General features: G+C 68.2%; 15 protein-coding genes. 6 read left to right on the top strand and 9 right to left on the bottom strand.

Annotated elements, in window-relative coordinates; all coding sequences use genetic code 11:
* The first annotated feature begins 42 nt into the window (after positions 1-42).
* Positions 43-1,560, top strand: coding sequence for a CoA-acylating methylmalonate-semialdehyde dehydrogenase (locus tag ACWMMN_RS24855; protein WP_059240658.1), 1,518 nt, complete (start codon positions 43-45; stop codon positions 1,558-1,560).
* A 119-nt stretch (positions 1,561-1,679) separates the two neighbouring features.
* Here ACWMMN_RS24855 and ACWMMN_RS24850 read toward each other — a convergent pair whose 3' ends face one another.
* From ACWMMN_RS24850 to ACWMMN_RS24835, 4 genes are all read right to left on the bottom strand, one after another.
* Positions 1,680-2,054: a COG4315 family predicted lipoprotein gene (locus ACWMMN_RS24850; protein WP_059240657.1), complete on the bottom strand. Its 375-nt coding sequence runs from the start codon at positions 2,052-2,054 to the stop codon at positions 1,680-1,682.
* A 289-nt stretch (positions 2,055-2,343) separates the two neighbouring features.
* Positions 2,344-3,276 carry a DMT family transporter gene (locus ACWMMN_RS24845; RefSeq protein WP_256086429.1) on the bottom strand — a complete coding sequence of 311 codons (933 nt, stop codon included), beginning with the start codon at positions 3,274-3,276 and terminating at the stop codon, positions 2,344-2,346.
* A 110-nt stretch (positions 3,277-3,386) separates the two neighbouring features.
* Positions 3,387-4,319, bottom strand: a complete 933-nt coding sequence (locus ACWMMN_RS24840; RefSeq protein ID WP_196486624.1) for an AEC family transporter — start codon at positions 4,317-4,319, stop codon at positions 3,387-3,389.
* Positions 4,320-4,471: 152 nt separating this feature from the next.
* Complete coding sequence (locus ACWMMN_RS24835; RefSeq protein WP_486423251.1) at positions 4,472-5,356, bottom strand: LysR family transcriptional regulator; 885 nt, start codon at positions 5,354-5,356, stop codon at positions 4,472-4,474.
* Between the two features lie 290 nt (positions 5,357-5,646).
* On the opposite strand from ACWMMN_RS24835, the gene ACWMMN_RS24830 reads away from it, so the two are divergent.
* Complete coding sequence (locus tag ACWMMN_RS24830) at positions 5,647-6,024, top strand: nuclear transport factor 2 family protein (RefSeq protein WP_486423250.1); 378 nt, start codon at positions 5,647-5,649, stop codon at positions 6,022-6,024.
* Positions 6,025-6,031: 7 nt separating this feature from the next.
* Here ACWMMN_RS24830 and ACWMMN_RS24825 read toward each other — a convergent pair whose 3' ends face one another.
* Positions 6,032-6,967 (bottom strand): helix-turn-helix domain-containing protein, encoded by a 936-nt coding sequence (locus ACWMMN_RS24825; protein ID WP_486423249.1) that lies wholly within the window; start codon positions 6,965-6,967, stop codon positions 6,032-6,034.
* Between the two features lie 87 nt (positions 6,968-7,054).
* Between ACWMMN_RS24825 and ACWMMN_RS24820 the strand changes: the two genes are divergently transcribed.
* Together ACWMMN_RS24820 and ACWMMN_RS24815 are read left to right on the top strand one after the other, a co-directional pair.
* Positions 7,055-8,494 carry a cytochrome P450 gene (locus ACWMMN_RS24820; protein ID WP_486423248.1) on the top strand — a complete coding sequence of 480 codons (1,440 nt, stop codon included), beginning with the start codon at positions 7,055-7,057 and terminating at the stop codon, positions 8,492-8,494.
* A gap of 188 nt (positions 8,495-8,682) precedes the next feature.
* Entirely contained in the window at positions 8,683-8,988 is a 306-nt protein-coding gene (locus ACWMMN_RS24815) for a hypothetical protein (RefSeq protein WP_059240997.1), read from the top strand.
* Positions 8,989-9,060: 72 nt separating this feature from the next.
* On the opposite strand, the gene ACWMMN_RS24810 is transcribed toward ACWMMN_RS24815, so the two are convergent.
* On the bottom strand, positions 9,061-9,444 hold the full coding sequence (locus ACWMMN_RS24810) for a hypothetical protein (RefSeq protein ID WP_486423247.1): 384 nt from the start codon (positions 9,442-9,444) through the stop codon (positions 9,061-9,063).
* A gap of 141 nt (positions 9,445-9,585) precedes the next feature.
* Positions 9,586-10,386 (bottom strand): helix-turn-helix transcriptional regulator, encoded by an 801-nt coding sequence (locus ACWMMN_RS24805; RefSeq protein ID WP_059240650.1) that lies wholly within the window; start codon positions 10,384-10,386, stop codon positions 9,586-9,588.
* 132 nt (positions 10,387-10,518) lie between these two features.
* On the opposite strand from ACWMMN_RS24805, the gene ACWMMN_RS24800 reads away from it, so the two are divergent.
* Together ACWMMN_RS24800 and ACWMMN_RS24795 are read left to right on the top strand one after the other, a co-directional pair.
* Positions 10,519-11,925, top strand: coding sequence for an APC family permease (locus ACWMMN_RS24800; protein ID WP_174992231.1), 1,407 nt, complete (start codon positions 10,519-10,521; stop codon positions 11,923-11,925).
* A gap of 64 nt (positions 11,926-11,989) precedes the next feature.
* Positions 11,990-13,099, top strand: a complete 1,110-nt coding sequence (locus ACWMMN_RS24795; protein WP_174992230.1) for a DmpA family aminopeptidase — start codon at positions 11,990-11,992, stop codon at positions 13,097-13,099.
* A gap of 138 nt (positions 13,100-13,237) precedes the next feature.
* On the opposite strand, the gene ACWMMN_RS24790 is transcribed toward ACWMMN_RS24795, so the two are convergent.
* Both ACWMMN_RS24790 and ACWMMN_RS24785 read right to left on the bottom strand, forming a co-directional pair.
* Positions 13,238-13,450, bottom strand: coding sequence for a hypothetical protein (locus tag ACWMMN_RS24790; RefSeq protein WP_059240647.1), 213 nt, complete (start codon positions 13,448-13,450; stop codon positions 13,238-13,240).
* Positions 13,451-13,587: 137 nt separating this feature from the next.
* A complete protein-coding gene (locus tag ACWMMN_RS24785) occupies positions 13,588-15,771 on the bottom strand; it encodes an FUSC family protein (RefSeq protein WP_342704765.1) in 2,184 nt (727 codons plus the stop codon).
* Positions 15,772-15,971 lie beyond the last annotated feature (200 nt).

The following is a 15,971-nucleotide window of genomic DNA, read 5'->3' as shown; positions in this document are numbered from 1 at the left end:
AGCTCGCCCCGCGATAACCGAATTCACGAAAGAGCCTCAACGATGAAACACGACAGCAATGTGACCTCCACCATCGGCCACCTGATCGACGGCAAGCGCGTCGACGGCGGCAGCCGCGTCCAGCCGGTGTTCGACCCGGCCACCGGCGAATCCAACAAAAGCGTCGCGCTTGCCGACCAGCTGACCGTCGAAGCCGCGATCGCGTCCGCGCAGGCCGCGTTCCCGGCGTGGCGCAACACGCCGCCGCTGAAGCGCGCCCGCGTGATGAGCCGCTTCAAGACGCTGCTCGAGGAGCACGCCGACGAGCTGTGCGCGCTGATCACCGCCGAGCATGGCAAGGTGCTCGCCGATGCAATGGGCGAACTGCAGCGCGGGATCGAGAACGTCGAATACGCGACCTACGTGCCCGAGCTGCTGAAGGGCGAGCACAGCAAGAACGTCGGCCCCGCGATCGATTCGTGGAGCGAATTCCAGGCGCTCGGTGTCGTCTCCGGCATCACGCCGTTCAACTTCCCGGTGATGGTGCCGCTGTGGATGTGGCCGATGGCCGTCGCCTGCGGCAACACGTTCGTGCTGAAGCCGTCCGAGCGCACGCCGTCGTCGACGCTGCGCATGGCGGAGCTCGCGCTCGAAGCCGGCCTGCCGCCGGGCGTGCTGAACGTCGTGAACGGCGACAAGGAAGCGGTCGACACGATCCTGACCGACCCGCGCGTGAAGGCGGTGAGCTTCGTCGGCTCGACGCCGATCGCCGAATACATCTACTCGACCGGCTGCGCGCACGGCAAGCGCGTGCAGGCGCTCGGCGGCGCGAAGAATTTCGCGGTCGTGATGCCGGACGCCGACATCGGCAATGCGGTGAACGCGTTGATGGGCGCCGCGTACGGTTCGTGCGGCGAGCGCTGCATGGCGATTCCGCTGGTCGTCGCGATCGGCGACGAGACGGGCGACAAGGTCGTCGCGGGGCTGAAGGCCGAGATCGAGAAGATGAAGGTCGGCCCGGGCAACGGCGCGGGCGTCGACATGGGCCCGCTCGTCACGCAGCAGCATTTCGAGAAGGTGACGGGTTTCGTCGAAGCGGGCGTGGAAGCCGGTGCGACGCTGGTCGTCGACGGCCGCAGCGTGAAGGTCGACGGCCACGACGGCGGCTACTACCTCGGCCCGTGCCTGTTCGACAACGTGAAGCCCGGCATGCCGATCTACCAGCACGAGATCTTCGGGCCCGTGCTCGGCGTAATCCGCCTGAAGTCGCTCGACGAGGCGATGGCGCTGATCGATGCGCACGAGTACGGCAACGGCACGTGCCTGTTCACGCGCGACGGCGAGGCCGCACGCTACTTCGGCGACAACATCCAGATCGGCATGGTCGGCATCAACGTGCCGCTGCCGGTGCCGGTCGCGTACCACTCGTTCGGCGGCTGGAAGCGTTCGCTGTTCGGCGATCTGCACGCATACGGCCCGGACGCCGTGCGCTTCTACACGAAGCGCAAGACGATCACGCAGCGCTGGCCGTCGGCCGGCGTGCGCGAAGGCACGGTGTTCAGCTTCCCGTCGAGCCGCTGACGCGCGAGCCGGCTGCGTGCAGCCGGCCGGACGTGCCAAGCCGCAAAGGCCCGCTTCGATCGACGATCGGGGCGGGCTTTTTCATGTCTGCCCGGACAGGGCGGAAGGCAGCAGGACGCTTACGGTGCCGCAACGTGCCACATGTTCTTGAAGTTGTCGCCGTTGCGGTCGCCCTGTTTCATGTCCTTCGAGAAGAAGTACAGCGGCTTGCCCTTGTAGGCCCATTGCGGGCTGCCGTCGTCGCGCTTGACGATCGTGTAGGGGCCGACCGGGACGTCGGTCGCGCTGGCCTTGTACGGCGGCCAGAAGGATTCGCACTGGCCCGTGCAGGCGCTGGTGCCGGCGTTGGGCTTGTCGTGGTCGAACGTGTAGACGGTCATCCCGTTTGCGGCGACGAGCGCGCCGTTTTCTTCCTTCGTGATGGAACCCTGGGCCATCGCCGAAGCGGATGCAATGGCGAGCAGAGCGGAGCTGACGAGCAGCACGGCTTTCATGTGTGCCTCCTGGTTATCCGGTGGGCGGTGCGATCGTGTGCACGGGCGAGCATGCGCAGGGATCGCGATGAATGGTGCCGGAACGCGATGTCGTTGCCGCCCGTGCGAGCGACGCGGGGCCGAAGGGCGGCAAACGGGGCGCCTTCTTCACGATAGGCGGTTTTGGGCGGGGCTGCGAGAAGATCGGGGGGCGTATCGGCCGAAGCGTATGCGTCACACAACGGCGTTGCGATCGCCGCCGAGCCGGTATTCGGCGTCCGTCCCCGTACGCAGGATGTGCGCCGGTGCGTCAGCGTTTCGCGCGATTGGTCAGCGCGACGCCTGCGATCACGAGCGCGCCGCCGGCCAGCATCGACGGCGACAGCGGTTCGCCGAGCAGCGCGACCGACAGCAGCACGCCGAACACGGGCACCAGGTTGGTGAACACGGCGGCGCGGGCCGGCCCGAGTTCGCGGATCCCCTGCGAATACCAGACGAACGCGACCACCGTGCCGATGGCACCGAGGTAGAGCATCGACGCGATGGCCTGCCACGTCAGCGGCGTGCCGCCGTTCGCAGACGGGCTGAACAGGTGCGTGACGATCAGCAGCGCGAGGCCCCACAGTGCCGCGTACGTCGTGGCCGCGAGCGGCGACAGCCCGTCGAGCGCGCGCCGGCCGATTACCGTATAGGCGGCCCAGCTCAGCACCGCGCACAGCATGAAACGTTCACCGGCGCCGAACGTGTTGCCGAGATCGGTCAGTACGCGCAGCAGATCGCCGCGGCTGATCACGACGAGCGCACCGAACAGCGCGACGGCGATGCCGGCCCAGCGCGACAACGACAGGCGCTCGCGCGCGACGACCGACAGCAGCACGGCCGTGGCGACCGGATTCAGCGCGACGAACAGCGCGGTGCGGCCTGCCGGCATCCGCGCGAGCGCAGCGAAGAAGCAGACGTTGTACAGGAAGATGCCGGTCGCGCCGAGGCCGAAGGTCGTCACGATCTGGCGGCCACTCAGTTTCGGCAGCCCGCCTTCGATTTTCCATGTCAGGACGACCAGCAGCAGCGCGGCGATCGCGAAGCGGCCGGTCGCCGCCGAGGTCGCGGACATCGTTGCGGCGAGGATCCGGCCCGCGATGAACGTCCCGCCCCAGAACAGCGCGACGAGCGTGAGCTTGACGTAGATGGCCGCGTGCGGCCGGGTGGCGACGACGCGGGCGGGCGGGGCGGGAGCGTGCATGGGGCGTGGGTTCTCGAAACGAAAGCGTCTGCGGCCATGCGTACGTGACCGAGCGGCGCGTTGGCCGGCCGGCAGACTGATTCAGGGAGACGGGGCTGCTCGCGGCGCCGTCAGCGAAACGCCGGCGCCGACGCGAGCGCGGTCAGCACGACCGGCATCGCGAAAGCGGCGGCAATCGTCTGGAATGCGGTGATGCCGGCCATCAGCGGCGCATCGCCGCCGAGCTGGCGCGCCATGATGTACGACGCCGACGACGTCGGCAGCGCCTGGAACAGCAGCGCGACCGTCAGCGCCGCATCGCCGAGCCCGAACAGGTGGCCGGCCGCGAGCGTGAGGAGCGGCATCGCCATGAACTTGAACGCCGACGCAACGCACACCGGCTGCAGCCATGCACGCGCCGCATCGAATTTCAGCGCCGCGCCGACGCACATCAGGCCGAGCGGCATCGATGCGGCGCCGAGCGCGCGCACGGCCGGCTCGACGGCAGCCGGGAACGCGACGCCACCGGCCTGCATCGCGATCCCGAGCGCGCATGCGACGACGAGCGGATTCGACAGGATCTGCCGTGCGAGCGCCGCCGCACCGAGCCGCGTGTCGCCGTAGCGCGCGAAGACCAGCACGCACATCAGGTTGACGGTCGGGACGATCGCCGCGACGCACACGGCTGCGAGCGCGATCCCTTTCGCGCCGAGCAGCCCGGCGGCCAGCGCGGTGCCGACGTAGTTGTTGAAGCGCACGGCGCCCTGGAACACCGACGTGAAGCCGGCGCCGTCGACCCGGACGAACGGGCGGACCAGCAGAAGAAGCGCTGCGGCGAGTGCGGTCGAACCGACCAGCGCCGCCGCGAGCGGTAAAACGGGCAGCGATTGCAGCCGCGCATTCGCGAGGCTGTCCGCGAACAGCGCGGGCAGCAGCATGTAGTAGCAGAGCCGCTCGGCGTGCGGCCAGAACGCGTCGGCGATGAAGCCCGTGCGTCGCAGGCCGTGACCGAACGCGACCAGCAGCGCGACCGGCGCGAGCGCGAGCAGGATCGGGCCGATCACCGGCGTACCTTCACACCGATTGGCGGGGAAAGGCGGCGGAACGAAGCGGGAATCCATCCGGCGGGCAACATGGCGACACGCAATCGAAAGAGTGACGATGCCGCCAAGTTAACACGCGCAAGCAACAGGAATAATTGTTAATTATCGGGTGTTCAATGAGAAATTCTCATTGATGACGCAGTGATTTCGGCCGCCAGCGCGCGGGCGAAACGTTCGCCCGGGCGCGACTGGTGTTCGAGCAGCACGACCGCGCGCCCCATCTGCGGCTGGCCGAACGGCAAGCGCGTGACCGGCGGCAGGCGTGCAAGCGTCGCATCGGGGAGCGCGACGATCGCCGCGCCGAGCCCGCGCGCCACCATGCGCGCGATCGTTTCCGCGCTGTCCAGCACCATCTCTTCGCGTACGCGCACGCCAATGCGGCGCAGCTCGGCAGCAATCATCCGGCCGGCCCACGCCTGCGCGTCGAAGCGGATGAACGGCAGCGCGTCGAGCAGCGCGCCCGCGTCGCGTTCCGCATGGTCGGGCGGCGCGAGCAGCCAGAAGCGGTCCTCGTACAGCGTGGTCCACGTCAGTTCGGCCGGATGCGGGCGTACCGGGCGCGTCGTGATCGCCGCGTCGAGCTCGCCGGCCGCAACGCGGTTCGCGAGTTCCGCCGACATGCCGGCCGACACGTGCACGCGCAACGACGGATGCGCCGCACGCAAAGCAAGTAGTGCGTCAGGCAGCGGGCCGGACAGCGCGGTCTGGATCGCACCGATCCGCAGGCGGCCGACGAGCTTTTTCTCGTCGCTGAGCGCATCGGGAATCCGGTCGACCATCGCGAGCACCTGCTCGGCCTGCGCGAGCAGGATGGTACCGGCTTCGGTGAGCACCGGCTGCCGGCGCGAACGGTCGAACAACTGCACGTTGTATTCGCTTTCGAGCGTCTTGATCTGCAGGCTCACCGCCGATTGCGTGAGGCCGATGGCTTCGCCGGCGCGCGCGAAGGTCCGGTATCGGGCGATGGCGACCAGCGTTCTGAATGCGCGTAATGACATGGGCGAAGTGGCGTGAGCGGCAGGGCCGGCATGCAGATTGCTCGCGTGACGGGCCGCATGGAGGCGGTGAACCCGGCGAGATGCGCAAGCGGACAATGCAACCGGCCAGTTCGCGGACATCATGCCCGTGGCCGCCGAATCGGGCAACCGCGGCATCGCCGGCGTGCGACGGCCCGGTCGGGCTGCCCGCGGGGACGCTAGTCGGGGCGGTTGCCGCCGGGCGTGTTCCGCCGCACTATCCGAAGCGACGCGAGCGACGCTTGCGCCGATCGTTGAAGGAGGGCCCGACGATGCTGCAGAATCCCGGCGACGTGGCGCGTGCGTGCTACCGCGCATACGCCGACAAGGACCGCGACGCGATTGAAGCGCTGATTGCGCCGGACTTTCATTTCACGAGCCCGCTCGACAACCGGCTCGACCGCGACACTTATTTCGCGCGTTGCTGGCCGAACAGCGCGATGCTCACGTGCTTCGACTTCATCGACGTCGTCGCGCACGGCGAATACGTATTCGTCGTGTACGAGGCCGAAACGCGTGGCGGCAAGCGGTTCCGGAATGCGGAGCGGCTGCGTGTCCGCGATGGCCGGATCGTCGAGGCCGAGGTGTATTTCGGCTGGAACGTGCCGCACGATGTGCGTGACGGCACGTTCGTCGAACCGCGCGGTTGAGCGCGGGCTACACCCACAACCGGTACATCCAGAACGATTCGTCGTCGATGAAGCGCTGCGTGAATTCGTTCGGCGAGAATCCCGTGATGCGCTTGACCTCGCGGCTCAGGTGCGCCTGGTCGGCGAATCCTTCGTCCAGCGCCAGCGTGGCCCAGTTGAAGGGGGCGCCGGCTTCGAACCGGTCGCGCGCCGCGAAGAATGCGCTTTCCGTCCGGACGAGCGCCTGCCATTCGCGCAGCGATCGACCGCTGTATGTCTTGATGCGCCGTTCGACCTGACGCGGGCTGTGCGTGCCGCGCCATTCGCGCGCCTGCAGCGCGAGGCGCTCGACCCAGCTGCGCCCTGCGTTGCGGAGCGACGACAGCGCTGTCGCAGGCCGCAGCGCCTGCCAGCGAGGCGCCAGATGGCGATCGATCGTGGCCAGCACGTCGGCGTCGCGATCCACGCCGATCAGGGCATCGAGCAGCGGATGCCAGTCGTGGCCGAGGCACGCGTGCGCGTCGAGAACGCGGTCGTGGATGTCCGGCAGCGCGATGCCGAACAACGTCCGCGCGGCATCGGCGGTGAAACAGATCATGCCGATCAGCCCGCCCGTCGGCGCCCACGCGACGGTGGGGGCCGAATGGCTGCCCGACAGCGTCGCCGTCGCGCCGAAGGGGCGCCATTGCGAGCCGTCGGGCGAGGGTGCGATGAAGCCCACGTCGAGATCCCGGTACCAGGACACGCAGACGAGCGGTGTGGCCGGAAAGTGCGAAAGCCGTTGCGCGTCGCTCAATGCGACGCCGCGCGTGTCGCACAGGACGATCGCGACCACCGCGCCCTGCAGCGCGGCCGGTGCGGGATGCAGCCGCGCATGCGGCGACCGCCCGCCGCCCGCCACGCGGGGCGCGCGCGCAAGCGGATCGGGACATGACAGCGGAATCGATGGCGGACCGGAGAACATGACGCCGCAGTATAGGGACCGGTCCGGCGCGTGTCGATGTCGTTTGCGTTCAAGACCAGCGGCGCGCCGATGGGGAGAATCCGGCACATGAACACACGATCCTCTTCCCAATGTCCATTTCACGCGGGCACGGCTGCGCCGGCGCCCGTGCTTCATCCACCCGGCGTATGGCCGCCGGGGCCACCCGCCGGCCTGACGGGATGGGGGTTGCTGCGCACGATGTCGCGCGACCTGATCGGCACGCTTGGCGGCTGGCAGCGCACCTACGGCGACGTCGTGCACTTGCGCGTGTGGCCCGAGCATGCCGTGGCCGTGACCGATCCGGCGCTCGTGCGCGAGTTGCTGGTCACGCATCACGATGCGCTCGGGCGCTGGGAGCGCGCCACCCGCGTCTTCGCGCAGGTCCACGGCCAAAGCGTGCTGGTCGCGGAAGGCGAGGCGTGGCGCGACAAGCGGCAGGCGCTGCAGCCGAATTTCATGCCGAAGCCGGTTCAGGCGTTCGTTCCGGCGATCGCGGCCACGGCCGGTCATGCTCTCGCGCAATGGCCCGCGCGCGATCCGGACTGGCCGATCGAAAGCGCGCTGACGTCGCTGGCGATGGACGTGATCATGCGCACGATGTTCTCCGATACGATCGGCGACGATGCGCGCGCAGCCGAGGAGGCGGTGCGCGTGGTGAGCGCCGCGGCCAACGCGGCGTTCTACCAGCCGGTGAACACGCCGAACTGGGTGCCGTGGAAGCACCGCACGGCACGCGCGATGGCGGTGCTCAAACGGCTGATCGACCGGCAACTGCACGCACGCCTCGACCGGTCCGAGCATGCCTGGCCCGACGATCTGCTGTCGCGCCTGTTGCGGCTGCATCGGGCGGATGCGCGGAAATGGCCGCTGCAGGCCGTGCACGACGAATGCGTGACGGCGTTCCTGGCCGGCCACGAGACGACGGCCGGGGCGCTGACCTGGTGGGCTTGGTGCATGGCCGCGAATCCGGCCGTGCAAGCCGCCGCGCGCGACGAGGTGTCCCGCGTGCTGGGTGGCCGCGCGCCGTCCGCGGAGACGCGCTCGTCGTTGCGCTACCTGTCGCAGACACTCGACGAAACGCTGCGTCTGTATCCGTCCGCGCCGATCCTGATCAGCCGTCGCGCATCGCGGCCGATCGCGCTGGGCGCGTGGCAGTTTCCCGCGCGCACGCTGTTCATGCTGCCGCTGCAACTGATGCAGCGCGATCCGCGATGGTTCCCGGAGCCCGGTACCTTCCGCCCGGAGCGCTTCGCCGACGATGCGCCGGCGCTGCCGCGCGGCGCGTACATGCCGTTCGGCACCGGCCCGCGCGTGTGCCTCGGGCAGCATCTGGCGATGACGGAGATGACGGTTGTGGCCGCAATGGTTCTGCAGCGCTACGTGTTGTCGGTGCCGCCCGGCATGGCGCCGCCGCGCGAGGTGCTGAACGTGACGCTGCGGCCGCAGCAGTCGTTGCATCTGGCGATCGCGCCGCCGGAGCTGGCGGCCGATGCGATCTCCAAATGATGGAGGCATGAAAAGTCGATTCGACCCGGCCTGCACCGCGCGAGCGATTGCCGTTCGCGCGATGCGGTGTCATCGAATCGTCGGAATGTGAATGCGTGCCGGCAACGGCTTTCGGTCCCACTGGCGCGGCGTCGCGCAGCACCTATGCTTGAAGGGCCCACGCCGGGCGGAGCCCAAGGAGGATGGTCATGCGCATGCTTCTCAACATACGAATCCCTCACGAACCGTTCAACACGCTCGTGCGCGACGGCAGCGTCGGCGACGTGATCTCGCGAATACTCGAAGCGGTCAAGCCGGAGGCCGTGTATTTCACGGAGCAGAGCGGCCACCGCGGCGCGGTCGTGATCGTCAATCTGGATGACCCGTCGCAGATCCCGGCGCTCGCGGAACCGTGGTTCCTGATGTTGAATGCGGACTGCGAGTTCCGCGTGGTGATGCTGCCGGACGATCTCCGCAACGCGGGGCTCGCGCAACTCGGCGCGAAGTGGAAGTAACAGGACGCCGCGCATGACCGTGCCCCTGCCCGCAAACCGGGCGGGCGGCATGGCGCGGCGTTCGCGCGCCGGCTAGCGCGCAGACTGCGAGGGCTCGACGTTTGCCGCTTGCCTGTCTTTCGGCCGCAGCAGCAACAGCAGCCCGCTCAGCGCAGCCGCGCCGAGGAAAACGAAGAAACACCGCTCGATCCACGTCGTCAGGCCGTCGGACGCCACGCCGCCTGCGTTTCCGGCCGTGGCGCCGGCTTCCAGCAGGAACGTGAAGACCGCCGGTACCGGCGCGGAGCCTAGGTAGGCCAGGAACGCGACCTGCAATCGGCCGCGCGTCAGGATCGACCAGACGTCCTTGCCCATCAGACAGGCGACCAGCACCACGGGCGGCACGAGCACGATCGATGCGGCGCTGATCGCGCACAGAAACAGCCAGCCGATGCCTATGAGCGGAATGAGTGACATGGGTCGGGATTCCTGTTTTCGGGCAATCGTGTTGTCGACCGGGTATCCGCACCGGCACCGGCACCGGCACCGGCAGGGTACGCGGCGCTTGACGGATAGTGCCCGATTTCGCGCCCGTTGCCATCCGTCCTGATCGGGCGCTCACCCGGCCGCATCTTCCCCCAGTGCCTGTATGAACCGCGAAAACAGCTCGGGCTGCGACGAAATTCCGAGCTTCGCGTACAGGTGGCGCCGGTGCACCTTAACCGTTTCGGGGGATATCGCCAGCCGCTCGGCGATCGCCTTCGACGAATTGCCGCGCAGCACCATGCGTGCGATCGACATCTCGCGGTCGGTCAGCACGCCCGCGCCGAAGCGCGCGAGCGCCTGTTCGACACGCGCACCGAGATCGGCATCGGGCGTCGCGCGTGCGGCGTCGCCCACCAGCCGCCAGTGCTGCCGCATCGCCGCGAGCACCCACGGCATCGCGGCCGTCAGCTTGCCGAGCGGCTCGACGTCGAAGCGCGCGGCCGCGCCGAGCGACAGCGACAGCAGCGTGTCGGCGTTCGGCCGCACGAGAATCTGGATTTCGTCGTCGCCGACCGCATCGCGGAAGTAGCTGAGGAAATACTCGCTTTGCCGGAACAGGTCGGGCGCGACTTCCTCGAGCCGGTAGCAGCCGTCGGCGAGCCCGTCGTGCGCGGCCTGCAGGAACGGGTCGAGCAGATAGACGCCGTTCAGGTAGAGCGGCACCGGCGATGCGCTGTCGGTGCCGCCCGCGTCGTATTCGTCGAGCACGAGCGGCACGCCGTCGCGGCCGACCGCGGTCGCGAGCGCGTTGTCGAACGGCACCATTTCATTGAGCAGCAGCACCAGGAAACGCCAGAAGCGCGGCTGGCCGAGATGATCGATTGCGCGGCCAAGCGCCTGGTGCATCGCGATTTCGGAGAAGAGACGATCCATACCACCACCGGAAGGGCGTAACACGAAGGGGGAATAGCGGTCCTGAAATTGGCTTCCTAGACTGCCACGCAATCAATCGGGCCCGAGTATGGGTGTTCAAAAAAGAGCAGCAAAGGAGCACAGGAGAACGAAATGGCGATGATGTCGGAATCGACGGGTAGCCTGCAAGCGGCGCCTGCAACGGAGGACGCGCCGCGCGCGCTGTCGCAGACGCTCAGTGTGCGCGATGCGGTGATGATCACCGTATCGGGCGTGACGCCCGCAAGCTCGATCTTCGTGATCGCGCCGTTCGCGATCCAGCAGGCCGGCAGCGGCGCCGTGCTGTCGTTCGTGCTCGGCGGCGTGCTCGCGCTTGCATTCGCGCTCTGCTACGCGGAGCTTGCCGCCGCGCACCGCAGCGCGGGCGGCGAGTACGTGATGGCCAAGCGCGTGTTCGGCACGCTGCCCGGGTACCTGACTTTCATCACCGTGCTGTCCGTCAGCGTGTTCATCCCGGCCGTGCTCGCGAGCGGCGCCGCGCCCTACCTGAACAACGCGCTCGGCACGCACTTCAGCAACCAGTCGGTCGCGCTGACGATCGTACTGCTCAGCTATCTGCTCGGCATGCTGAACATCAAGACGAACGCGTGGATCACCGGCGCGTTCCTCGTCGTCGAGATCGGCGTGCTGATGCTGATCGCGGGCCTCGGCTTCGGTTCGCCGCATCGCGGTGCCGACGTGCTGATCGCACCGGTCGTCGCGAGCGGCAACGCGCTCGTACCGGCGACGCTCGCGGCCATCGTGCCGGCGATCGGCACCGCGATCTTCTGCTACAACGGCTTCGGCTCGGCCGCCTATCTCGCGGAGGATCTGCGCGGCGGCAACCGCAACGTCGCGAAGGCGGTGATCTATTCGCTGCTCGTGATCCTCGTCGTCGAACTGGTGCCGCTCACCGCGATTGTGCTCGGCGCACCGTCGCTGACGGAGCTGACGAAGAGCGCCGACCCGATCGGCTATGTCGTGCGCTCGCTGAGCAACCCGGCGGTGTCGCGCGTGGTCAGCGGCGGGATCTTCCTGTCGGTGTTCAATGCGATCATCGCGATCGTGATCACGATGGGCCGCCTGCTGTACAGCAGCGGCCGCCACGCGCTCTGGTCGCGCACCTGCAACCGTGCATTCTCGACGATTCATCCGCGCCTCGAATCGCCGTGGCTTGCGACGATCGCGTTGGCCGTACCGTCGGCGGGGCTCGTCTTCGTGTCGAGTCTCGACGAACTGACGGCGTTCACCGTCGACCTGCTGCTGCTGATCTACCTGGTCGTCGGGCTGGCCGCGCTCGCGAGCCGGTTCGTGCGCCGCGACGTCGAGCATCACTACCGGATGCCGCTGTGGCCCGTGACGCCGCTCGTCGCGGTGGCAGGCGCGGCCTACACGCTGTACACGACGCTGGCGACGGCAACGAAGTCGACCGACCTGATCATCATCGCGGGGCTGCTGGTTGCCGCACTCGTGATGTACGTGGTGTGGGCGCGCCACAGCGAAGCGTTCCGCGCGCTCTGAGCACCGGATCAATATCTTGCAACATCGACTGACCGAACCACTGAAAGACTGGAGGAATTGCATCATGCGCACGAGGGATCTCGGCATCCGCATCGGACTCGGCAAGCCGGGCCGCTTCAACGCGATCACGGACGTACCGGGCGTGCGGGTCGGACATTGCACGCTGAACGTCGAGAACGGCGACGCATCGATCCGCACCGGCGTCACCGTCATCGAGCCGCGCGCGGGCGCCGCGCACGATTCGCCGTGTTTTGCGGGCGTGCACGTGCTGAATGGCAACGGCGACGCGACGGGGCTCGAATGGATTCGCGAGGCCGGCCTGCTGACGACGCCGATCGCCTATACGAACACGCACAGCGTCGGCGCGGTGCGCGACGCGCTCGTCGCGAACGAGCGCGAAGCGGCGGCCGGCCGCGTGTACTGGTGCATGCCGGTCGTGATGGAAACCTACGACGGGCTGCTGAACGACATCTGGGGGCAGCATGTGAGCGCCGCGCACGTGCAGCGCGCGCTGGCGGCCGCTCAGTCGGGGTCGGTCGCCGAAGGCGGCGTGGGCGGCGGCACGGGCATGATCTGCCACGAGTTCAAGGGCGGCATCGGCACCGCGTCGCGCGTGCTGGCGGACGACGCGGGCGGCTGGACCGTCGGCGCGCTCGTGCAGGCGAACTACGGCGTGCGCGAGCTGCTGCGCGTCGCCGGCTATCCGGTCGGCGAAGTGCTGCGGCACGTGCATTCGCCGTTCCGCGAACACGACGCCAAAGGCGAGCCGGGCATGGGGTCGATCGTCGTGACGATCGCGACGGACGCGCCGCTTCTGCCGCATCAATGCACGCGCCTCGCGCAGCGCGCGAGCGTCGGGCTCGCACGCGTCGGCGGCGGCACCGAGGATTCGAGCGGCGACATCTTCCTGGCATTTGCAACGGGCAACGAACGCTTGCCGGCAGCGAACTACGGCAGCAAGGGCGCGCCGACCACCGATCTGAAGATGGTCAACAACGACCACATTTCCGCGCTGTTCGCCGCGGCGGCGGAAGCGGTGGAGGAGGCGATCGTGAATGCGCTGGTGGCTGGCAGCAACGTCGAGTCGCGCGGGGCGCGGGTCGAAGGGCTCGGGCAGGCGCGCTTGCTGGATGCGTTGCGCGAAGTGGGCTGGCGGCCGGGGCGCGGCGCCTGAAACGGCAAGCGCCGCTTCAATCGAAGCGGCGTGGGGCGGGGCGGCGATGCGGCGATCGGCCGGGCCGCCGTCCGCCCGCGCATGCGACGCATGCGGTGCGGGCGGCACGGGCCTGGCCGTGACGACGCGGCGTCATGCTCAGCTGCCGAAGTAGATGTTGCAGAAGCTGACGGGGCCGACACAGGCGTTCGGGTCTTCCTGCTTCGTTTGCGCACGATCGACGCGGCCCGCGGCCTTGACGGCTTCGGCGCGGTTCACCTGTTGCTGTGCGACGTCTGCCGGTGCCGGCTGTGCGTGGGCGACAGCAGCGGTGAGCGACAGGGCAACGAGGGCGAGGTGCAGCGGCTTCATTTGAGTTTCTCCTGGGTGAGTGCCAGTCTCGCTGGCAGTGAGGAAACTATAGGCTCGCACTGCTTAAAGATTAATCACCGCGGCTGTAGAGCATATTTCCATCCGGAACAAGGATCCCGTTGCGCGCGCACCCGTTTTCAATGGCGGTGCCGGTTGAACGGCGCATCCTTGTCCAGCAGCGCGCTGCGCATGAAATGCAGGCAGCCGACGATCCGCTGCATGCTTCGGCGCGCATCGGGCACCGCGTACCACGCCTGCAACGTGTGTTGCGCCGTGCGAATCGCGAGATTCACCGATTTCAGCGTGCGTGCATGATGGCCGGGCGTCGGGTCGTCGAAAAAGCGCGGCAATTCGTGCAGTACCGCGTCGATCGAGCCGGTCCAGCGCAGCGTCTGCGGCGGTTTCGATGCACTGAACGCATGCAGTTCGTCGCGCAGGTCGATCACGGCGTGGCCGACCTCGAGCGTCGCCAGCATCCAGCGCATGGCGTCGCGGTGCTGCCGCGTGCGCCTGACGAGCAGCGTGCGCAGCTGTGCCATCAGGTCGTGCGTGCTCGACTGGAAGCGTTGCGCGAGGCCGTCCGGTGCGCCTTCGCATGCGAGCGTGACCTGGCGGCGCAGGTCGTGCGCGATGCGGCCGGTGAGCCACGGCATGTGGGTCGGGAACACGACCGCGAACACGAGCGAGCATGCGAGCATCGCGATGACGATCGCCAGCCCGTTGTTGATCAGCACTTCGGGCGTATAGGCCATCGCGTTGTCCGGTCCCGCGAGCAGACAGAAGAACACCGCGAAGCCGATTCCGTAACCGGACAATCCCGGCCGCATCGCGAGAAACGCACCGAGGCCAAGCACCGGCGCGAGCGTCGCGCACAGCAGCGGGAAGCCGTCGATGTTCGGATACACGTAGCACAGGAACACGTAGCCGACGGCGGTCGCGAACGCCGCGCCGACGCTCATCTGCGCGACGAACTTCGGCGCGCGCGGCGACGTCGAGCTGAGCGCGCATGCGATCGCGGTGGCGATCACGGCTAACGAGCCGCTCGGCCATTCGGACGCGATCCAGAACGCGCTCATCGCGCCGACGGCGACGACCGTACGCAGGAACGCGAAGCCGACGAAAAACGAATTGGTCTTCACCGCGTAATGCGTGACGGAGCGCTCGAACGCGTGATCGTCCTGGTCGAGCGACGCATAGGTATCGGCGTAGCCGAGATATTCGCCGATGAAGCGGTACAGCAGCTCGATCGCGGTATCGAAGTCGAGCAGGCCGCCGGCCGCGTGCGCTTCGAGGTTTCGCCGCGACGCGCGCGCAGCCTTCGGCAACGCACCGTGGAAGCGGTGCAGTTCGAGCAACGCGCCGGTGGCTGGCGCGATGCTGCGCTGGCGTTCGTCGCGCAATGCGGCGAACCGAAGCGCCAGCGCGTCGACGTGCGGTGCCAGCGCGTCGAGCACCGCATCCGAATGATTCGCGCGCAGGCGCTTGACGAGCTGGTGCAGCGCATGCAGCCGTGTGCACGCGTTCATGAACTCGCTGTTCAGCCGCGCGAGCCGGCGGCTGCGCGCGCGAATGTGCGGATCTTCGAACGACGCGAATGCGCGGTTGGCCTCGAAGCCGACGATGTCGTCGACGAAATCGGCGAAGCGCCGCTCGAAATCGCCGCGCGCGACCTCGCCCGAGAGCGCGCCGGCCGTGAACGCCGCGAACGTTGCGTGACGCGCGCTCAGCGAGCGCATCAGCGCCTTCGCGGAACTGAGCGGCAGGATCAGCGCGCTGACCGCGCCCGAGCACGCGATGCCGAGCGCGACTTCCGCGGCGCGCGTGAGCGCGGACTGGAACAGCGTCTGCGGCGTCATCACGGCCGGCAGGCCGATCAGCGCGGCCGTGTAGCCGGCGAGCACGAAGCCGTACCAGCGGAAGTGCCGGTTGCGTACCGCGAGCGCGATGCAGCCGCCGATCCACAGCGTGATGCCGGCCATGTACAGCTCGGGTTGCTGCGCGAACAGCCCGCCGAGCGCGAGCGCGGCGACGAGGCCGGCCGCCGTGCCGAGTACCCGGTAGAAGCTTTTCGCGAACACCATCCCCGACAGCGGCTGCATCAGCACGAACACGGTCGTCATCGCCGTGCGCGGCTGCGACATCTCGAGGCGCATCGCGATGCCCATCGCGAGCAGCGCCGCGAGCACGGTTTTCGCGAGGTGCAGCCAGATCAGCCCGTCGCTGGCGGCCCAGTCGCGCGCCGCGTCGCCGAGCGGATCGAGCCATGCCCTCCATCGTGCCGGTTCGATGGAAGGTCGCTCGATCGCAGGTTGTGGCTTCATGAAAAAAGGGGGCCGGTGCGGGGCCGGGGCAGGTGCCGCGGCGCTTCCGAACGGTCCGTTCGACTGGTGAGGCGCCGATTGTAGGAGTGCGGCGCCCGCGCATTAACGCAGCTGCGGGGAAACGATAGTTGCAGCCGGAGTAACAATCTGTCGCATCCAGTGGAGGAAAATAGCGGCTCCGCTACAGGTCGCTCACAGGA

Source organism: Burkholderia cepacia complex sp. TUM26381 (assembly GCF_057439935.1).
Note: the sequence above shows the minus strand (reverse complement) of the source record. Positions and strands in the feature narration are given on the sequence as shown.